Source organism: Streptomyces sp. NPDC006012, from assembly GCF_042871185.1.
Taxonomy (GTDB): domain Bacteria; phylum Actinomycetota; class Actinomycetes; order Streptomycetales; family Streptomycetaceae; genus Streptomyces.
Genome location: NZ_JBIAIE010000019.1, coordinates 132648 through 148656, shown reverse-complemented (window position 1 = coordinate 148656; position 16009 = coordinate 132648). Strand labels below are relative to the sequence as shown.

The 16009-nt window shown below is 72.9% G+C and carries 14 protein-coding genes and 2 pseudogenes; 9 read left to right on the top strand and 7 right to left on the bottom strand.

Translation table 11 applies throughout. The features are described 5' to 3' along the window. Nucleotides 1-611: 611 nt before the first annotated feature. Entirely contained in the window at nt 612-989 is a 378-nt protein-coding gene (locus ACFYPJ_RS27885) for a toxin Doc (RefSeq protein ID WP_389022688.1), read from the bottom strand. A gap of 4 nt (nt 990-993) precedes the next feature. Beyond that, nucleotides 994-1239, bottom strand: a complete 246-nt coding sequence (locus ACFYPJ_RS27880) for a hypothetical protein (protein WP_389022685.1) — start codon at nt 1237-1239, stop codon at nt 994-996. A 145-nt stretch (nt 1240-1384) separates the two neighbouring features. On the opposite strand from ACFYPJ_RS27880, the pseudogene ACFYPJ_RS27875 reads away from it, so the two are divergent. The 4 genes and pseudogenes from ACFYPJ_RS27875 to ACFYPJ_RS27860 form a co-directional block, all read left to right on the top strand. Next, nucleotides 1385-1504 (top strand): annotated as a pseudogene (locus ACFYPJ_RS27875) (2OG-Fe(II) oxygenase); the annotation flags it as partial. A gap of 230 nt (nt 1505-1734) precedes the next feature. Then, nucleotides 1735-2037, top strand: coding sequence for a hypothetical protein (locus ACFYPJ_RS27870; RefSeq protein WP_389022682.1), 303 nt, complete (start codon nt 1735-1737; stop codon nt 2035-2037). Further along, nucleotides 2034-3512 carry a cytochrome bc complex cytochrome b subunit gene (locus ACFYPJ_RS27865; protein WP_389022679.1) on the top strand — a complete coding sequence of 493 codons (1479 nt, stop codon included), beginning with the start codon at nt 2034-2036 and terminating at the stop codon, nt 3510-3512. The genes ACFYPJ_RS27870 and ACFYPJ_RS27865 overlap by 4 nt, the downstream gene beginning before the upstream one ends. A gap of 85 nt (nt 3513-3597) precedes the next feature. Continuing rightward, nucleotides 3598-5968, top strand: a pseudogene (locus ACFYPJ_RS27860) (SpoIIE family protein phosphatase). A gap of 56 nt (nt 5969-6024) precedes the next feature. Here ACFYPJ_RS27860 and ACFYPJ_RS27855 read toward each other — a convergent pair. After that, on the bottom strand, nt 6025-6558 hold the full coding sequence (locus tag ACFYPJ_RS27855) for an RNA polymerase sigma factor (RefSeq protein WP_389022736.1): 534 nt from the start codon (nt 6556-6558) through the stop codon (nt 6025-6027). 58 nt (nt 6559-6616) lie between these two features. Between ACFYPJ_RS27855 and ACFYPJ_RS27850 the strand changes: the two genes are divergently transcribed. The 3 genes from ACFYPJ_RS27850 (at nt 6617) to ACFYPJ_RS27840 (ending at nt 10293) form a co-directional block, all read left to right on the top strand. Beyond that, a complete protein-coding gene (locus ACFYPJ_RS27850; protein ID WP_389022676.1) occupies nt 6617-8011 on the top strand; it encodes a serine/threonine-protein kinase in 1395 nt (464 codons plus the stop codon). 151 nt (nt 8012-8162) lie between these two features. Next, nucleotides 8163-8858: a DUF4232 domain-containing protein gene (locus ACFYPJ_RS27845; protein ID WP_389022673.1), complete on the top strand. Its 696-nt coding sequence runs from the start codon at nt 8163-8165 to the stop codon at nt 8856-8858. 196 nt (nt 8859-9054) lie between these two features. Continuing rightward, nucleotides 9055-10293: a hypothetical protein gene (locus ACFYPJ_RS27840; RefSeq protein WP_389022670.1), complete on the top strand. Its 1239-nt coding sequence runs from the start codon at nt 9055-9057 to the stop codon at nt 10291-10293. 68 nt (nt 10294-10361) lie between these two features. Here ACFYPJ_RS27840 and ACFYPJ_RS27835 read toward each other — a convergent pair whose 3' ends face one another. Then, nucleotides 10362-11276, bottom strand: a complete 915-nt coding sequence (locus ACFYPJ_RS27835; protein ID WP_389022667.1) for a helix-turn-helix domain-containing protein — start codon at nt 11274-11276, stop codon at nt 10362-10364. A 79-nt stretch (nt 11277-11355) separates the two neighbouring features. Between ACFYPJ_RS27835 and ACFYPJ_RS27830 the strand changes: the two genes are divergently transcribed. Next, nucleotides 11356-12198 carry a phytanoyl-CoA dioxygenase family protein gene (locus ACFYPJ_RS27830; protein ID WP_389022664.1) on the top strand — a complete coding sequence of 281 codons (843 nt, stop codon included), beginning with the start codon at nt 11356-11358 and terminating at the stop codon, nt 12196-12198. Nucleotides 12199-12201: 3 nt separating this feature from the next. Here ACFYPJ_RS27830 and ACFYPJ_RS27825 read toward each other — a convergent pair whose 3' ends face one another. Beyond that, nucleotides 12202-13170, bottom strand: a complete 969-nt coding sequence (locus tag ACFYPJ_RS27825; protein WP_389022661.1) for an aldo/keto reductase — start codon at nt 13168-13170, stop codon at nt 12202-12204. A gap of 234 nt (nt 13171-13404) precedes the next feature. Between ACFYPJ_RS27825 and ACFYPJ_RS27820 the strand changes: the two genes are divergently transcribed. Next, complete coding sequence (locus ACFYPJ_RS27820; protein ID WP_389022658.1) at nt 13405-14271, top strand: endo alpha-1,4 polygalactosaminidase; 867 nt, start codon at nt 13405-13407, stop codon at nt 14269-14271. Nucleotides 14272-14420: 149 nt separating this feature from the next. Here ACFYPJ_RS27820 and ACFYPJ_RS27815 read toward each other — a convergent pair whose 3' ends face one another. Together ACFYPJ_RS27815 and ACFYPJ_RS27810 are read right to left on the bottom strand one after the other, a co-directional pair. Further along, nucleotides 14421-14621 carry a ferredoxin gene (locus tag ACFYPJ_RS27815; protein ID WP_389022655.1) on the bottom strand — a complete coding sequence of 67 codons (201 nt, stop codon included), beginning with the start codon at nt 14619-14621 and terminating at the stop codon, nt 14421-14423. A gap of 12 nt (nt 14622-14633) precedes the next feature. Further along, complete coding sequence (locus ACFYPJ_RS27810; RefSeq protein ID WP_389022653.1) at nt 14634-15830, bottom strand: cytochrome P450; 1197 nt, start codon at nt 15828-15830, stop codon at nt 14634-14636. Nucleotides 15831-16009 lie beyond the last annotated feature (179 nt).

The window sequence follows — 16009 nt, the reverse complement described above, 5'->3', positions numbered from 1 at the left end:
GCTGAGCGGAGCCACCGGCCGAGGGGCCGCCGTCCACAGGGAGACGGCGGCCCCTCTTCGTCCCCTCGCAGACCACCACGGACGCCTCGCCCGACGCGCCGGCCCTGCCGGACGCCCGCGACGGAGCCGGCCACTCGTGCCCGTGGTGCACGCCTTCCGCACTCGGCGGACCGCTCCGCGGCCCAGCGTCGAGCACGTGATCCGCCGTCCGCCGACGGAGCCGGACTGACGCGGCGTCGCTGTGCCGGCCCCCTTGAAGGAAAGTCAGAAACCCCGCGGACAAGGGATCTTGACGCCGGGCACCGCGTTCGGGCATGTGCGTGCACCCCGTGTGAAGCGTGTGCACGCAACGGTCCGGCACGCACGCTCCCGGCGCACCCGGCCGGGTGGTCCACTGGAATCCGGCCCTCCTGGAAGGCCCCGCGCGGGACGGCGGCTCTCCCGCGTGAACCGGCCGCCGACCCCGTTCCTCCCGCCCGCGGTCGGCGGCCCGGGGCGGGGGGCCGGCGGCCGGGGGCCGATTCCCCCCGGCCGCTGCCGCCCGGCGGTCCCCGTCCGGGTTCTACCGGGTCACCCGGTCACCGCTGCTCCGGGTCACCGGTGCGCCGGGCTCACAGCTGCCAGGAGCGGAGCCGGTCGGCCGCGCCGTACACGTCCGTCTTCCCCGACATCAGGTCGCGGGCGAGGTCGACGAGAGCGCCGTCGGGCGGGTCGATGCCGACGCAGCTGGCGAACATGTAGGCGACCGCCGCGGCGCAGGCGAACCGGGCGTTGGCCGACGGCAGTGGCCTGAGCAGGGCGAGGGTGTGCAGCAGAGCGGCGGCCCGCCAGGCCGGGTCGGAGTCCGCACCGAGCCTGGGCGGGTCCACCCGGTGCCGGGCGACGGCGGCGACCAGCGCCGAGAAGTCGGCGACCGTGGGCTGGTCCGGCAGTACTTCCTCGTGGCGCTGAAGCAGCCAGGGCACATCGACATGGATGACGGGCGGCATCGGTTCAGGCGGCCCGTCCCACGCCCTTGGCCGGCGGTTCGTCGTCCGGGAACGCGGCGGCGAACTCGGCCGCGTGGGCGGCGAAGAAGCTCCGGAACGCCTCGGCGCCCTCCTGCAGCGCCCGGTGCCGGGCAATGTCGGCGGCGGCCGCCTCGCGTACGAGCGCCTTCATCGACGTCCCCCGCTCCTTGGCGATCTGCCGCAGATCCTCTAGCTCCCGTTCGCTGAACTCCACATTGAGAGCTGGCATGACCTCACGGTACCGCTCGGGTACTCAGCGGTAAATATCCGCAGGTCAAGCGCTATCTATCGCGGTACCCACGAAGGGGGAGCACCAGGTCCGACCTCCGCCGGTGCCGGGCCCGTCCGCACAGCAGACCCGTAACCGGAATCCCCGGGACCGGCCGGTGCGGACCCGGCGCGGCTGGTCGGCCGGATCGATGCGGCACGGCGTGAGCACCGTGCGCTCCGGCCGCCGGCACACACTGGGCCTGGTGTTCCACGACGCGTCCTGAGCCCCACAGGGGCGGCGCACCGGCGCGCCGCCACCCCGGCCGGGACCTGTCTGCCGGACGGCCGCGGCGCATGCAGCACAACACCGGTGAGAACCGCCGCCGAGAAGCGCCCCGCTGAGGACAAGCAGCACCACGCCGGTGAGACGTACGTCACTTTCCGCTCCGCGACGTCACATTCACGGTCCTCGAATGCCTCGCAGTAGTGAGCGCGCCATCGGGGAGGCACACGCATGACGCAGAACCCAGCCGGTCACTCCACCGTCCGGTCGGCCGACGTTCCGGCCGACGAGGCCACCGGTCCGTCCGTCGCCCACCGCGAGCCGCTGTTCCGGCTCGTCCACCCCATGCTCGACAGCGCCACCGACACCGAGGACGTCCTGCCGGAGACCTGCCTGTCGTGGACGTCCCGGGACGGCGGCGCCGCCCACGCCGTGACGGTCATGGACCGCACGCCCGACGCCGACCGGGGGTCCGGGGTCCGCATCGTGACCGGCCCCGAGAAGCCCAACCGTGTCCGCGAGGAGGAGTCATGAGCGACGACCGGCGGCCGGGGCAGCCGTCCTCCTCGGAGCGCGTCGCCGACTGGGTCGACGGCCGCCTCGGCCTCCACACCCTCGCCAGGCGGTACCTGCGGAAGGTCTTCCCGGACCACTGGTCGTTCCTGCTCGGGGAGATCTGCCTCTACAGCTTCGTCGTGCTGGTCCTGACGGGCGTCTACCTCACCCTCTTCTTCCACCCGTCGATGAACGAGATGACGTACCAGGGCAGTTACGTCCCGCTCAACGGCATCCGGATGTCCGAGGCGTACGCCTCCACGCTGCACATCAGCTTCGACGTGCGCGGCGGGCTGCTGGTGCGGCAACTGCACCACTGGGCGGCACTCGTGTTCGTCGCGGCGATGCTGACGCACATGATGCGGCACTTCTTCACCGGGTCGTTCCGCAGACCGCGCGAGTTGAACTGGCTGTTCGGCTGGGCGCTGCTGTTCCTCGGGCTGTTCGAGGGCCTGTTCGGCTACTCGCTCCCGGACGACCTGCTGTCCGGGACGGGACTGCGCTTCGTCAACGGCGCCCTGCTGTCCGTGCCGATCGTCGGCACGTATCTGTCCATGTTCCTGCTGGGCGGCGAGTTCCCGGGCCATGACATCGTCGCCCGTTTCTACTCGCTGCACGTCCTGCTGATCCCAGGCGTGATGGCGGCGCTGGTGGTCACCCATCTGCTGCTGGTCGTGCACCACAAGCACACCCAGTTCGCGGGTCCCGGCCGCACCGAGGGCAATGTCGTGGGCGCCCCGTTCCTGCCGGTGTACCTGGCGAAGGCAGGCGGCTTCTTCTTCCTGGTGTCCGGGTTCCTCGCGCTGCTGGCGGCGGTCGCGACCGTCAACCCGGTGTGGGCGTACGGTCCGTTCCGCGCCGACCAGGTCTCCGCGGGCGCCCAGCCCGACTGGTACCTGGGGTTCGCCGAGGGGCTGGTGCGGATCATGCCGGGCTGGGAGATCAACCTGTGGGGCCACACCCTGGCCCTCGGGGTGCTGATCCCGGTGGTCGTCTTCCCGCTGCTCCTGGTGTTCATCGGCGTCTATCCGTTCCTGGAGAGCCGGATCACGGGCGACGGCCGGGAGCACCACCTGCTGGACCGCCCGCGCAACCGGCCGGTGCGCACGGCCGTCGGGGCGGCCTGGATCAGCCTCTATCTGGTCCTGCTCGCGGGCGGCGGCAACGACGTCGCAGCGACCCGGCTGCACCTGTCGGTCAACGCGGTGACCTGGGCGATCAGGGTCGGCGTCGTCGCCGTACCGGCGGCCGTGTTCGTGCTCACCCGGCGCATCTGCCTGGGGTTGCAGCTCAGGGACCGGGAACTGGTGACGCACGGCCGGGAGACCGGCGTGATCGTGCGGCTGCCGAACGGCGGGTACGCCGAGGTGCGGCAACGGCTGGGCCCGGACCGCCGCCACACCCTGACCGCGCACGAGCGGCCGGGGGAACCCGTCGAGCGGGGGAAGGCCTGACCCCGCCCGCCCCCGGTCCGCGACGGACGCGGGGCCGGCTGCCGTCCGGCAGGTCCGGGCGGCGGCCGATCCCTGCCAACCGCCCTTGCTCGGCGACGGAGTCGGCCTCGCGGTCATCGGCGCCGACGGCACCCTGACCGAGTGGAACGCAGGCGCCCGGCGACTGCTCGGCCACACCGCGGCCGACATCGTGGGCCGCGCCGCCCGGCTGCTGGCCGGTGACGGCGTCCCGGCCGCGCCGGCCGGTACCCGCTGGCACGGCACGGTCGACCTGCGCCACCGGGACGGCCGCACGGTGTCGGTCTGGCTGCTCACCCACCACCGGCCGCCGCGCGGCGGCCGGCCCGGCGAGTGGCTCGTCGTCACATCACTCGCCGGCGCCGCCGACGCCGCCCGCTGACCGGCGCGGCGCTCGACCAGTCCCCGTGCGCCATCGCGGTCTACGACGACCGGCTGCGGCTGTGCTGGATGAACGACGCCATGGCCAAGGTGATCGGCCTGCCCGAAGCGCGCCTGCGGGGCCTGCGGCTGTCCGAGATCGGCGGCGATCCGGAGAGCGACGACCTGGAGAACACCCTCCTCGACGTGCTCACCACCGAGCGGCCCCGCAACGTGCAGGCCCACGCACGCGGCGGCGGCGCGAACCGGGCGCACGCCTGGCAGGTCCGGATGGCCCCCGTCCGCGACGCCGACGGGCGGGTGCGGGGCGTGTCGGTGGCCGCCCACGACTTCACCGACAACTACCTCGCCCGGGAGCGGCTGCAACTGGTCAACGAGGCGAGCATGCGCATCGGCAGCACTCTGGACGTCACCCGGACGGCAGCGGAACTGGCGGCTGTGTGCGTACCCGCGTTCACCGACTCCGTCACCATCGACCTGGTGGACCGGCACGACCACGGCGGCGAGATCGTCCCGCCGGTCACCGCGCCGGTCACGCTGCGCCGCATCGCGCATCGCTCCGTGCTGCCCGACGACCCCGACCTGACCGGCCCCGGCCAGGTCACCGTCTACGCGGCATGCACCGCCCAGGCCGACTCACTCGTCTCGGGCCGCGCGGTAGTGGGCTCGCTGCCGTCCGACCGGATGTCCCGGTGGCCGGCCCTGGACCAGGCGCGCGCCCCGTGGTCCCAGGAGCACGGCGTCCAGTCCATGATGGCCGTGCCGATCCAGGCCCGCGGGCTGACCCTCGGGGTCGCGGTCCTCACCCGGCACCGCGGTCCTGGTCCGTTCACCCCCGACGACGCCCTGCTGGCCGAGGAGATCACCGCCCGGGCCGCGGTCTGCATCGACAACGCCCGCCGCTACCGCCGCGAACGCGAGACCGCCCTCGCCCTGCAGCACAGCCTGCTGCCCCGAGCACTGCCGCGCACGGCGGTCGTACAGACCGCGTACCGCTATCTGCCCGCGGCCCGCGCCGGGGTGGGCGGTGACTGGTTCGACGTCATCCCGCTGTCCGGGATGCGGGTCGCCATGGCCGTCGGAGACGTCGTCGGCCACGGCATCCAGGCATCGGCCACCATGGGACGGCTGCGCACCGCCGTGCGGACCCTCGCCAACATCGATCTGGCGCCGACGAGTTGCTCACCCATCTCGACGACCTGGTGGTCCGGCTGTCCGAGGAGGGGGACGAGGCGGGTGGCGACGCCGGCCCCGGCGCGGTCGGCGCGACCTGTCTGTACGCCGTCTACGACCCGGTGTCGCGGCGCTGCACCCTGGCCCGCGCCGGGCATCCTCCGCCGATGCTGGTGCCGCCCGGCGGCACCCCTCGCCAACTGGACCTGCCCGCCGGGCCGCCTCTGGGCGTGGGCGGGCTGCCGTTCGAATCGGCCGAGGTGAAACTGCCCGACGGCAGCCTGCTCGCGCTGTACACGAACGGTCTGATCGAGAACCGGGACCGGGACTCCGGCACTGCCCAGCGGCTGCTGCTCGACGCTCTGGCGCCGCGCAGGGACGGCACCGGCTCCGTGGACTCCGTGGACGAGACCTGCGACCGGATCCTGCGGTGCCTGCTCCCGCCGGACGGCGCCCCGGACGACGTGGCCCTGCTGCTGGCGCGCACCCGCGGACTGCCCGCCTCCCAGGTGGCCGCGTGGGACATCCCGGTGAACCCGGCCCTGGTGGCACCGATCCGCAAGAAGGTCGTGGAGCAGCTGAACGCCTGGGGGCTGAGCGGGATCGTGTTCACCGCGGAGCTGGTGGTGAGCGAGCTGGTCACCAACGCCATCCGGTACGGCGCGCACCCCATCCGGCTGCGGCTGGTCCAGGGCGCGCACCACCTGACCTGCGAGGTGTCGGACGCCAGTCACACGGCACCGCACCTGAGGCGTGCCAAGACCTGGGACGAGGGCGGCCGGGGGCTGCTCCTGGTCGCCCAGCTCACCCAGCGCTGGGGCAGCCGGCACACGGCCGAGGGCAGGACGATCTGGGCGGAGCTGGCACTGACCGAGGAGGACTGACGGCCGCCCGACCCGGGGCACCCGGCCCAGGGCTCAAACGATCAACCGATGGACGATCAGGCGATGAGCCAGGGACGTACCTGCTTGCGCGCCTCGTGCAGCCGGGACTTGAGCGTGCCGAGCGGGATGCCGATGCGCTCGGCGATCTCGGCGTACTCCAGCTGGCAGATGTCGCGGAAGACCAGCGGCGCGACCAGGTCGGGGCGCTCGCGCTCCAGCCGGTCCAGCGCCTCCAGCAGGTCCAGCCGGGAGCCGGCGATGACACTGGTGGTGCGGGGGTCCACCCGTTCCATCGGCTCGATGACGGCGGGCTGCTCGGCGGCCCGGCGCTTGAGCTCGCGATACTTCTGCCGGGCGCAGTTGGAGACGACCGTGAACAGCCAGGTGCTGAAGCGGCTGCGGCCCTCGAAGGTGGAGATTTTGCGGGCGACTTGCAGAAGGACGTCCTGCGCGGCCTCCTCCGCGTCCTCCCGGCACGGCAGGAAGCGCCCGCAGCGCCGGACGACTTCCGGCCGGACCTCGGCCAGCAGCCGGTCAAGGGCCGCCTGATCGCCGGCGGCGGCGAGCCGGGCGAGGTCTTCGGTCAGCATCGGGTCGTGCACGGGAGGCCCCCCTAGAAGTCGATCTCAAGGAAGGCATGATAGTCCTATGCAACCCCGCGAACGGATCGGCCGCTATCTTCTGGAACGACGCCTGGGCACCGGTGCCTTCGGCACCGTGTGGCTAGCCCACGACGACCAGCTCGACGCCCCGGTCGCGGTGAAAGTCCTCGCCGACAACTGGTCGCACCGGCTCGACGTGCACGACCGGTTCCTCTCCGAGGCCCGGCTGCTGCGCCGGGCCGACTCCAAACGAGTCGTGCAGGTCTACGACATCGGTGAACTGCCCGACGGCAGACCGTACTTCGTGATGGAGTACGCGGACGCGGGCACCCTGGCCGATCTCACGGCCGCGGGTCCGCTCCCGGTGCCGCAGGCACTGCGGCTGACGGCACTGGCGGCGCGCGGCGCGGCGGCGCTGCACGAGGCGGGGATCGTGCACCGCGACATCAAGCCGAGCAATGTGCTGCTGCGCACCGCGTCCGACGGCAGCCGCCGGGTGCTGCTGGCCGACCTGGGGCTGGCCAAGTACCTGGCGCAGGGATCGGGGCTGACCCAGGCCGCCGGGTCGGCCGGGTACCAGCCGCCCGAGCAGGCCGAGATGGGCGCGGGCATCGATGCGCGCGCCGACGTCTACAGTCTCGGCGCGGTCGGCTACGAGCTGGTGACGGCCACGGTGCCGGCCGCACCGGGCCAGGTGGTACCGCCCGAGCAGCTGCGGCCGGACCTCGACGAGGAGGTCGGGCGGGCCCTGATGCGCGCGCTGGAACCGGACCCGGAACGGCGCTGGCAGAGTGCGCTGGCCTTCGCGGAGCAGTTGGACCGGCTGGCGGCACGTCCCTCCGTGCCGGTGCCGGTGCCGGGCAAACCGCCCGCCGTGGTCAGGAAGCGGGCCGGCGTCTTCGGGCTGGCCGGCGCCGCGGTCCTCGCGGCCGGCGTCGCGGCCCTCGCCGTCACGCTGGTGAACCGGCAGTCGGCGCCGGACACGGTGCAGGTCAAGGACGCCACCGGCCGGATCGTGACGGACGTTCCCGCGGCCTGGGCCCGACGGCTGCGCGACTCCGGCTGGGACCCGCAGGCGCTCGGCCTGGACTCCGCGCGGGAACCGGGGCTGGCCGTCGCCGACGACCTGTCCCGCTGGCAGAACCTGTCGGCCCCGGTGAACGGGGTGTTCATCGGCCTGAGCGAGCACGGCGAGGTGGCGTCCGAGGTGGACGCCCTCACCCACATCGGCTGTCACTACGCCGGCAGCCGTGCCTTCTCCGACGCGCGGTGGAAGGGCCGGATCCGGACCTGGGACAAATGCTCCGGCGGCGGCTCGGTCACGGAGGCCGCCCTGTCCTCGGCGGCCGGTAAGACGCAGCCCCAGGTGTACGTGCAGATCCGCGAGCACGGGGGCGCGGACGCGGCCGACGGGATACTCCGCTCGCTCCGGGTCACCTGAGAGGACGGCGGCAAGCGCGGCGGGCCGGGGAAGAATGACTGCAGGCGGCGAACCTTTTCCGCGGCCCGTGCATCGGAGTGTGATGACGGCGCTCGGCGCCCCGGGCACGCATCCGGCGCATGCCCCGTAGACCCCAGGAGTGTTGACAGACATGGCGTACACGTCCCAGACCCCACACCGGGCGGCGGTCCTCGTGGCCGCCGTCGCCGTCCTGGGCCTCCTGGCCGCCTGCGGCAACGAGACCGGCGGCCAGAGCAGCCCGCAGAAGGTCTCGGGCACGGCGGCGCCCGCGACCGGCAGCCCGACGACGGACGGCGGCGCGACCGGAGACACGCCCGCGGGGGCCGCGACGCCGCCGCCCGTGCGGACGAACAGCGAGTCCGCCACCGGCGGTGTGTCCTCCCCCACCCCGCCGTCCACGGACGGCGGATCCCGCTGCCGCACCTCCGAGCTGAGCGCCGCGGTGGGCGGCAACAACCCGGGCGCCGGCCAGGAGAACTTCCCGGTCGTGCTCACCAACAAGTCCTCCCGCACCTGCACCGTGCGCGGCTTCCCCGGAGCCGCCTTCGTGAACGCCTCCGGAGAACAGCTCGGCCCGGACCCCAGGCGTTCCTCCGGCACGCCCGCGACGGTGACGCTGAAGCCGGGGCAGCGCGCCTGGGCGGGACTGACCTTCTCCAACCCGGAGGTCAGCGGTGCACGGACGGCGACGCCCGCCGCGCTGCTGATCACCCCGCCCGACGAGCACGACCACCTGAAGGTGGCGTGGACGGCCGGCGAGGTGCCGGTGTCCGGGAACGCGTCCTCGGTCTCCCTGTCGGTCTTCGCCCCCGGAAGCGGCGCCTGACCCCGCTGCCCGCCCCCACCGACCCCGCCGTCCGCTTGCCGGGCGGCGGGGTTCGTCATGAGCGCGCCATGACTGTCACAGCGCGGCAACACATGCCGGCCGGCCCGACCTTTGTGCCGCGACCGCACATCGAACCCGACAACCGCACGGCGAAGGGGCCCTGCCCGGGGCCCGTGACAGGAATTCGGGGACGTACATGAGCGGCATCTCACGCAGGCGCATGCTGACCGCCGGAGCGACGGCGGGCGCCCTCGGCGCTCTCTCGGCCTGCTCGAAAGGTACCTGGAGCGCGGGTGGCGGCCTCGCCGCGGGCGGCTCGGCCACACAGCAGGCCAGGCCGGTGCGGCCGATCGGGGACGGCTCCACCGCGGACACCGGCGCCCAGCCGAAGCAGCCGAAGGCCACCCGGCTCGCGGCGGGCACCCGGCCGCCGCAGTTCGTGGTGTTCTCCTGGGACGGCGCGGGCGAACTCAGCAACCAGTTGTTCTCCCGGTTCCGCAAGGTGGCGGCCGAGCACGGCGCGTCGATGACGTTCTTCCTCAGCGGCATCTACACGCTGCCCGAGTCCAAGAAGCACCTCTACCACCCGCCGCAGCACGACGTCGGCGCCTCTGCGATCGGCTATCTCGCCGACCGGCACATCCACGCCACGCTCCAGCAGGTGCGCGGCGCCTGGCTGGAGGGCCACGAGATCGGCACCCACTTCAACGGGCACTTCTGCGGCGAGGACGGCGTACGCAACTGGTCGTCCGCGGATTGGCGCAGCGAGATCGACCAGGCGATCGACTTCGTCACGAACTGGAAGACGAACACGGGCTTCACCGACCTCGAACCGCTGCCCTTCGACTACCGCAAGGAGCTGGTCGGCGCCCGCACCCCGTGCCTGGAGGGCCAGTCCGCGCTGCTGCCGACGGCCGCCGCGCTCGGCTGGAAGTACGACGCCAGTTCCCCCGGCGGGCTGCAGATCTGGCCGAACAAGGTGCAGGGCGGCAGGATCTGGGACTTCCCGCTGCAGTCCATACCGTTCTCCGGGCACTCCTTCCAGGTGCTCTCGATGGACTACAACCTGATGGCCAACCAGTCCGAGGGCCGTCCGACCGGCGACCGTTCCCAGTACGAGGCGTGGCGCGTCCAGGCCCGGGACACCTATCTCGCCGGGTTCCGCCGTGCCTACGAGTCCAACCGGGCGCCGTTCTTCATCGGCAACCACTTCGAGCGCTGGAACGGCGGCATCTACATGGACGCCGTCGAGGAGGCGATCGGCGAGATGGCCAAGTTCGACGACGTGCGCTTCGTCTCCTTCAAGCAGTTGGTGGCCTGGCTGGAGGCGCAGGACCCGGCGGCGCTGCGCCAGATGCGCACACTCGACCCGGGGCAGTCCCCGACGGGCGGCTGGGCGGAGTTCCTGGGCGGGGCCGGTGCCGGCTCCTCGTGACGGCCGGCCGGCGTTCCCGACGGCCGCCCCCGCTCGTCACGGCGCGGGCCGGCTCGGCGGTGTCCTGGTCAGGTCCCCGTACGCGCCCGCAACCGGTAGGCGCCCGGCGGAAGGCCGTAGCGCGCCCGGAAGACCCGGCTGAAGTGGAACGGACTGGGGAAACCCGATGCCCGGGCCACCCGTTCCACGGTCAGGTCGGTGCCCTCCAGCAGCCGGACCGCGTGCCGCAGCCGGGCCTCGCGCAGCGCGCGCATCGGGGAACGGCCGGTCTGCCGGGTGAACAGGTGGGCGAACCGGGAGGGCGACAAGGCGGCATCCGCGGCGAGTGAGGCGACGGTGTGCGGGGCCCCGGGGTCGGCGGCCATCAGCTCCTCTGCCCGGCGTACCCGTGCGTCGAGTCCGCCCGGCGCCGCCGGCCGGCCCGCCGGACCGGTCGTGAGCAGCACGATCTCCTCCAGTGCGCACAGGGCCAGGTCCCGGGCCGCGCTGCTGTGCGCGACCGAGACCGGATCGCCCTCCACGGGAACGGCTTCGGGCGGCGCCCCGGCTCCCGTCCAGCGGGCGTCGGCGAGCATCCGGCCGAACGCCGCACCGACCCGGTCGCGCAGACCGCCCGGGGCGGGAGTGAGGGCGTACAGCCCGTCGGCGACGGCGTGCGGGCCGAGCCGCTCGGCCCAGCCGGGACGGGCCGGGCAGTGCGTCCACCAGAAGCGCCAGTGCCGGGCGCCCGGCGCGACCGCGTACCGGTGCGCCACCCCCGGAGCGAGGACCACCAGGTCCCCGGCGCCCGCGTACACCCCGGCGGTGCCCCGGCCGACCAGTCCGCGCCCGCCCGTGGTCCAGGTGAACAGCCAACTCGGCGCCCCGCCGGGCCGGTTGACGCTGTACCCGGTGTCCTGGTCGAAGTGGCCGACCACGACAACGCCGGGCGGCGGGGAGGGAGTGCCGGGCGCGGCAGCCCCGGGCAGTTCCACAGCTGTCATGGGCATCCTCCGGACACTTGCGTGGGCCTAGCGTGGCGGGCGGGAACACCGCACCGGGGAGAGAACCGAGGAGTGGACGATGACAGCCACGGACACCGGCGCCACCGGCGCCCCCATCTTGCCCGAGGACCTGCGGCGGCGGCTCGGGGAGTTCGAGGAGCAGGGCTTCACCGTCGTCCGCGGGCTGTTCGGGCCCGCGGACACCGAGCGGTTGTGCGCCGAGTTCGCGGCGCTGCACGCGGCCGGGCCGGTGCCGGGACACTTCGAGCCGCGGCCGGCCCCGGAGGGCGGTCCGGCCGACCCGCTGCACCTCTACCCGCGGGTGATGCATCCGCACGAGATCAGCGCGCTCGCCCGGGAGGTCCTGGTGGACGCCCGGCTGCGGCCGGTTCTGGAGGCGCTGCTCGACGAGGAGGTCCTGGCCGCGCAGAGCATGTTCTACTTCAAGCCGCCGGGGGCCCGCGGCCAGGCGCTGCACCAGGACAACTTCTATCTGCGGGTCGAGCCGGGCACCTGCGTGGCCGCCTGGCTCGCCTGCGAGGCGATCGACCGGGACAACGGCGGCCTCGAAGTGGTGCCGGGCACCCACCGGATGGACCTGTTCTGTCCCGAGGAGGCGGACGTCCGGGAGTCGTTCGCCCGGGAGTACGTGCCCCCGCCGCCCGGTCTCGCCGCCGTGCCCGTGGACATGGCGGCGGGTGACGTCCTGTTCTTCAACGGCAGTCTGGTGCACGGCTCCGGGCCCAATCGCACCGCCGACCGCTTCCGCCACTCGTTCATCGGCCACTACGTGGGCCGCTCCGCGCGGCGGATCGGCGCCCACTACCGGACGCTGTCCCTCTTTGGCGAGCGGATCCGGCTTCCGGAGAGCGAGGGCGCCGGTCCGTGCGGCACCGGGTTCGCGCCGCATGGACCGCACTGACCGTCAGTGGCCGCTGACGGCGTGCGGGATGTAGGGCTGCTCCAGCTCCTCGATCTCCTTGTCGCTCAGCTCCAGTTCCACGGCGGCCACCGCGTCCTGAAGGTGCTGCGGCTTGGCCGCGCCGACGATCGGCGCGGTCACCGTGGCCCGGTGCAGCAGCCAGGCGAGGGCGATCCGGGCCCGCGGCACACCGCGCTCGGCGGCGATCCGGGCGACCGCCTCGACGATCGAGCGGTCGCTCTCCAGGTAGAGGCGGCTGCCGAAGTCGTCGGTCGCGCTGCGGTCGGTGACGGTGCCCCAGTCACGGGTGAGGCGGCCGCGGGCGAGCGGGCTCCAGGGCAGCACGCCCACACCCTGGTCCGCGCAGAGCGGAAGCATCTCCCGCTCCTCCTCGCGGTAGAGCAGGTTGTAGTGGTTCTGCATGGAGACGAACTTGGTCCAGCCGTGCCGCTCCGCCGTGTACTGGGCCTTGGAGAACTCCCACGCGTACATCGAACTGGCCCCGAGGTAGCGCACCTTGCCCGCCTTGACCAGGTCGTGCAGCGCCTCCATGGTCTCCTCGACCGGAGTGTCGTGGTCGTAGCGGTGGATCTGGTACAGGTCGACGTAGTCGGTGCCGAGGCGGCTGAGGCTGTGGTCGATCTCGGTCATGATCGCCTTGCGGGACAGTCCGCCCCCGTTGGGCCCGGGCCGCATCCGGCCGTGCACCTTGGTGGCGAGCACGATCTCGTCGCGCCGGGCGAAGTCGCGCAGCGCCTTGCCGACGATCTCCTCGCTGGTGCCGTCGGAGTAGACGTTCGCGGTGTCGAAGAAGTTGATGCCCGCCTCCAGCGCCTGCCGGATGAGCGGACGGGACGCCTCCTCGTCCAGCGTCCACTCGTGCGTGCCCCGGTCGGGCAGCCCGTAGGTCATGCAACCCAGACAGATCCGGGAGACGTCCAGGCCCGTCGAACCGAGCTTCACGTACTGCATCGTTGCTGCTCCTGCCTTGGGGCGGTTACCTTCTCGCAGCGTACGTGGTCACCCGGGGCCGGCTTGACTGCTTCGGGTCCTGCGGCTTTGATCGTGATCACGTGTCCGGCACGCGCGGCGTGGACACGCAGAGGTGCGCCCAGCCGGTGACGGACACGTTCCCAGCCCGGCCGAAGTCGCCAGGACCGCCGTGGTCCGAGGCGGGGCCGTACCCGCGATCTGCTGGAGCGGTCCATGCCCGCGAAGCGTGCTGTGCGCACCGGAGGTCCCGTGCCGGCCACCGGGGCGAGGATCCTCACCGTGCTTGTCTCGACTGCCTTGCTGCTGACCGGCTGCGGGTCCCCCGGGGACGCCGCGCGGCCCGGTCCCGGGCCGGACCCTACGGCGTCCTCGGTGCGGCTCCCGCCCCGGCACGCCGGCTTCGACTACCAGATCGGCGGCGGCTATCCGCCCCCGGCCGGCGTCCGCGTCGTCAGCCGCGACCGCACGGCGTCACCGGCCCCCGGCCTCTACAACATCTGTTATGTGAACGCCTTCCAGGCCCAGCCGGACGAGGCGGCGGCGTGGCCGGCCGACCTGCTGCTGCGGGACGCGCACGGCGAACCGGTCGTCGACGAGGACTGGGGCGAGCCGCTGCTAGACATCTCCACCGCGGCCAAGCGCAGGCGGGTGGCGGAGCGGGTCGACCGCTGGATCGACGGCTGCGCGGACAAGGGCTTCGACGCCGTCGAGCCGGACAACTACGACAGTTACACCCGGTCCGGGAAGCTGCTGACGGCCGGCGACGCAACCGCTTTCATCGCGCTGCTGTCCCGGCACGCGCACGCCCGGCACCTGGCGATCGCGCAGAAGAACACGCTGGAGCTGGCCGACCGCAGGCAGCGCACGGGCCTCGACTTCGCGCTGGTGGAGGAGTGCGCGGAGTGGGACGAGTGCGGTGCCTACGCCGACGCGTTCGACGACCGTGTCCTGGTCGTCGAGTACACGGACGGCGGGCTGCGCAAGGCGCTCGCGGGCTTCGGCGACCGCCTGAGCATCGTCCGCCGGGACCGCGCGGTGTCGACACCGGGCAGCGCCGGTTACGTCCGTGAGGTGCGCTGAGTCCGGACGAGGTGCCGGGTCAGGGGCGCTCCAGCAGGTCCAGCGCGCGTTCGCCCTGCACGTCCGGCCGCCGGCCGCTCCCGCCGGTGTACAGCCGACGGACACCCATGCGTGCAGCCGTGACGGGCTCGCCCGGTGGGCAGGTGGGCTCAGCCGGGTTCGCCGGTCACCGTGATGGCACCGACCGGGCAGGCCCGTGCCGCGTCCCGGACCAGGGGGTCGCCGCCGCCGTCCTCCCGTCCGGGCAGCAGCAAGCTGAAGCCGTCGTCGTCCTGGGTGAAGACGCTCGGGGCGGTCAGGGCGCACTGGCCGGCGCCGATGCAGACGTCTCGGTCGATCTCGATATGCATGGCCGTAGCCTCTTACCAGGTCACGGGGAGTTCCAGCATCCCCTGGATCGTGTCGCCGGGCTTGAACGGGATCTCGTTCGCCACAGCGGCGAGCCGGAGCCCGGGCAGCCGTTCGAGCAGGGCGGCCAGGGCGATCTCCAGCTCGGTCCTGGCCAGGTTCTGGCCGAGGCACTGGTGGATGCCGAAGCCGAAGGCGACGTGATGGCGGGCCGAGCGGTGCCAGTCGAGCGAGTCGGGCCCGGGGTAGACCCCCTCGTCGCGGTTGATGACCGAGGTCGAGAAGACCACGCCCTCGCCGGCTCGGATGGTCGTCCCGGCCACCTCGACGTCCTCGGTGGCCACCCGCAGCAGGCCGTCCGCGATGGACAGCATCCGCAGCAGTTCCTCGACCGCCGCGGGCACCAGGGAGGGGTCGGCGCGCAGCTCGGCCAGCCGCTCGGGGTGCTGGAGCAGCGTGAAGGTGCCGAGGGAGATCATGTTGGCGGTGGTCTCGTGTCCCGCGACGAGCAGGACGATCGCCAGGGCGACCAGTTCGTCGCGGTCCGGCGTGCCCTCGCGCGCCTGCTGCTCGACCAGTTCGTCGATCAGTCCGTCGCCGGGCTCCTTGCGCTTGCGGTCGATCAGGGCGCCCAGGTACTCGTCCAGCCGGTCCCGGGCGTCCTGCGTGGCGTCGGCCGAGGGACCGCGCAGCAGCAGCCGGGACTGCTCCTCGAAGAACTCGTGGTCCGCGTACGGGACGCCGAGCAGCGCGCAGATCACCATCGAGGGCACGGGCATCGCGAACGCGCTGACCAGTTCGGCGGGCGGCCCCTGGGCGATCATCCGCTCCAGCAGGTCGTCGACGATGCGCTGGATGCTCGGCCGCAGCGCGGAGGCCCGCTTGAGCGTGAAGCTGGGGATCATCATGCGGCGCTGGGTGTGGTGCTCGGGGTCGTCGACGCCCAGCAGGGCCGCCTTGCGGTCACGGACGCCGGCGAACCGGGGTGTCGTGATCGGGAAGCCGGCGCGGGTGCGGTTGCTGGACAGTCGCGGGTCGGCCAGCAGGTCCCGTGCGAGGCCGTGCCCGGCGACGAGCCAGGCCGGGCGGCCGTCGTAGAGGGTGACCCGGGTCAGCGGCCGGGCGGCGCGCAGCGGGTCGTAGCCGGTGGGCGGGTGGTAGGGGCAGGTCCGGTCCTGGGGGAAGGCGACGGGTTGCGACAGTTCCGTCATCGAAGACCTCACAGACGAAGAGTGCGTCGTGCCGATCTTCATTAGATGCCCGAGGCACCTATCGCGCGACGCCAGGTACGGCCGAACGGTCACCTGCGGAATCCAGCCGGGAAGCGATTCTTCCGTTTCGTGCGCTGCCGGCCCGCGCAGGGGCGCGCCGGGAACTGGAATCAGCCATT

What these genes read in the sequence shown, in the direction of transcription:
- ACFYPJ_RS27870 (WP_389022682.1), top strand. Translation starts at nt 1,735, where the DNA reads ATGACGCAGAACCCAGCCGGTCACTCCACCGTCCGGTCGGCCGACGTT.
- ACFYPJ_RS27850 (WP_389022676.1), top strand. Translation starts at nt 6,617, where the DNA reads ATGCAACCCCGCGAACGGATCGGCCGCTATCTTCTGGAACGACGCCTG.
- ACFYPJ_RS27815 (WP_389022655.1), bottom strand. Translation starts at nt 14,621, where the DNA reads ATGCATATCGAGATCGACCGAGACGTCTGCATCGGCGCCGGCCAGTGC.
- ACFYPJ_RS27845 (WP_389022673.1), top strand. Translation starts at nt 8,163, where the DNA reads ATGGCGTACACGTCCCAGACCCCACACCGGGCGGCGGTCCTCGTGGCC.
- ACFYPJ_RS27880 (WP_389022685.1), bottom strand. Translation starts at nt 1,239, where the DNA reads ATGCCAGCTCTCAATGTGGAGTTCAGCGAACGGGAGCTAGAGGATCTG.
- ACFYPJ_RS27840 (WP_389022670.1), top strand. Translation starts at nt 9,055, where the DNA reads ATGAGCGGCATCTCACGCAGGCGCATGCTGACCGCCGGAGCGACGGCG.
- ACFYPJ_RS27865 (WP_389022679.1), top strand. Translation starts at nt 2,034, where the DNA reads ATGAGCGACGACCGGCGGCCGGGGCAGCCGTCCTCCTCGGAGCGCGTC.
- ACFYPJ_RS27810 (WP_389022653.1), bottom strand. Translation starts at nt 15,830, where the DNA reads ATGACGGAACTGTCGCAACCCGTCGCCTTCCCCCAGGACCGGACCTGC.
- ACFYPJ_RS27825 (WP_389022661.1), bottom strand. Translation starts at nt 13,170, where the DNA reads ATGCAGTACGTGAAGCTCGGTTCGACGGGCCTGGACGTCTCCCGGATC.
- ACFYPJ_RS27830 (WP_389022664.1), top strand. Translation starts at nt 11,356, where the DNA reads ATGACAGCCACGGACACCGGCGCCACCGGCGCCCCCATCTTGCCCGAG.
- ACFYPJ_RS27885 (WP_389022688.1), bottom strand. Translation starts at nt 989, where the DNA reads ATGCCGCCCGTCATCCATGTCGATGTGCCCTGGCTGCTTCAGCGCCAC.
- ACFYPJ_RS27855 (WP_389022736.1), bottom strand. Translation starts at nt 6,558, where the DNA reads ATGCTGACCGAAGACCTCGCCCGGCTCGCCGCCGCCGGCGATCAGGCG.
- ACFYPJ_RS27820 (WP_389022658.1), top strand. Translation starts at nt 13,405, where the DNA reads ATGCCCGCGAAGCGTGCTGTGCGCACCGGAGGTCCCGTGCCGGCCACC.
- ACFYPJ_RS27835 (WP_389022667.1), bottom strand. Translation starts at nt 11,276, where the DNA reads ATGACAGCTGTGGAACTGCCCGGGGCTGCCGCGCCCGGCACTCCCTCC.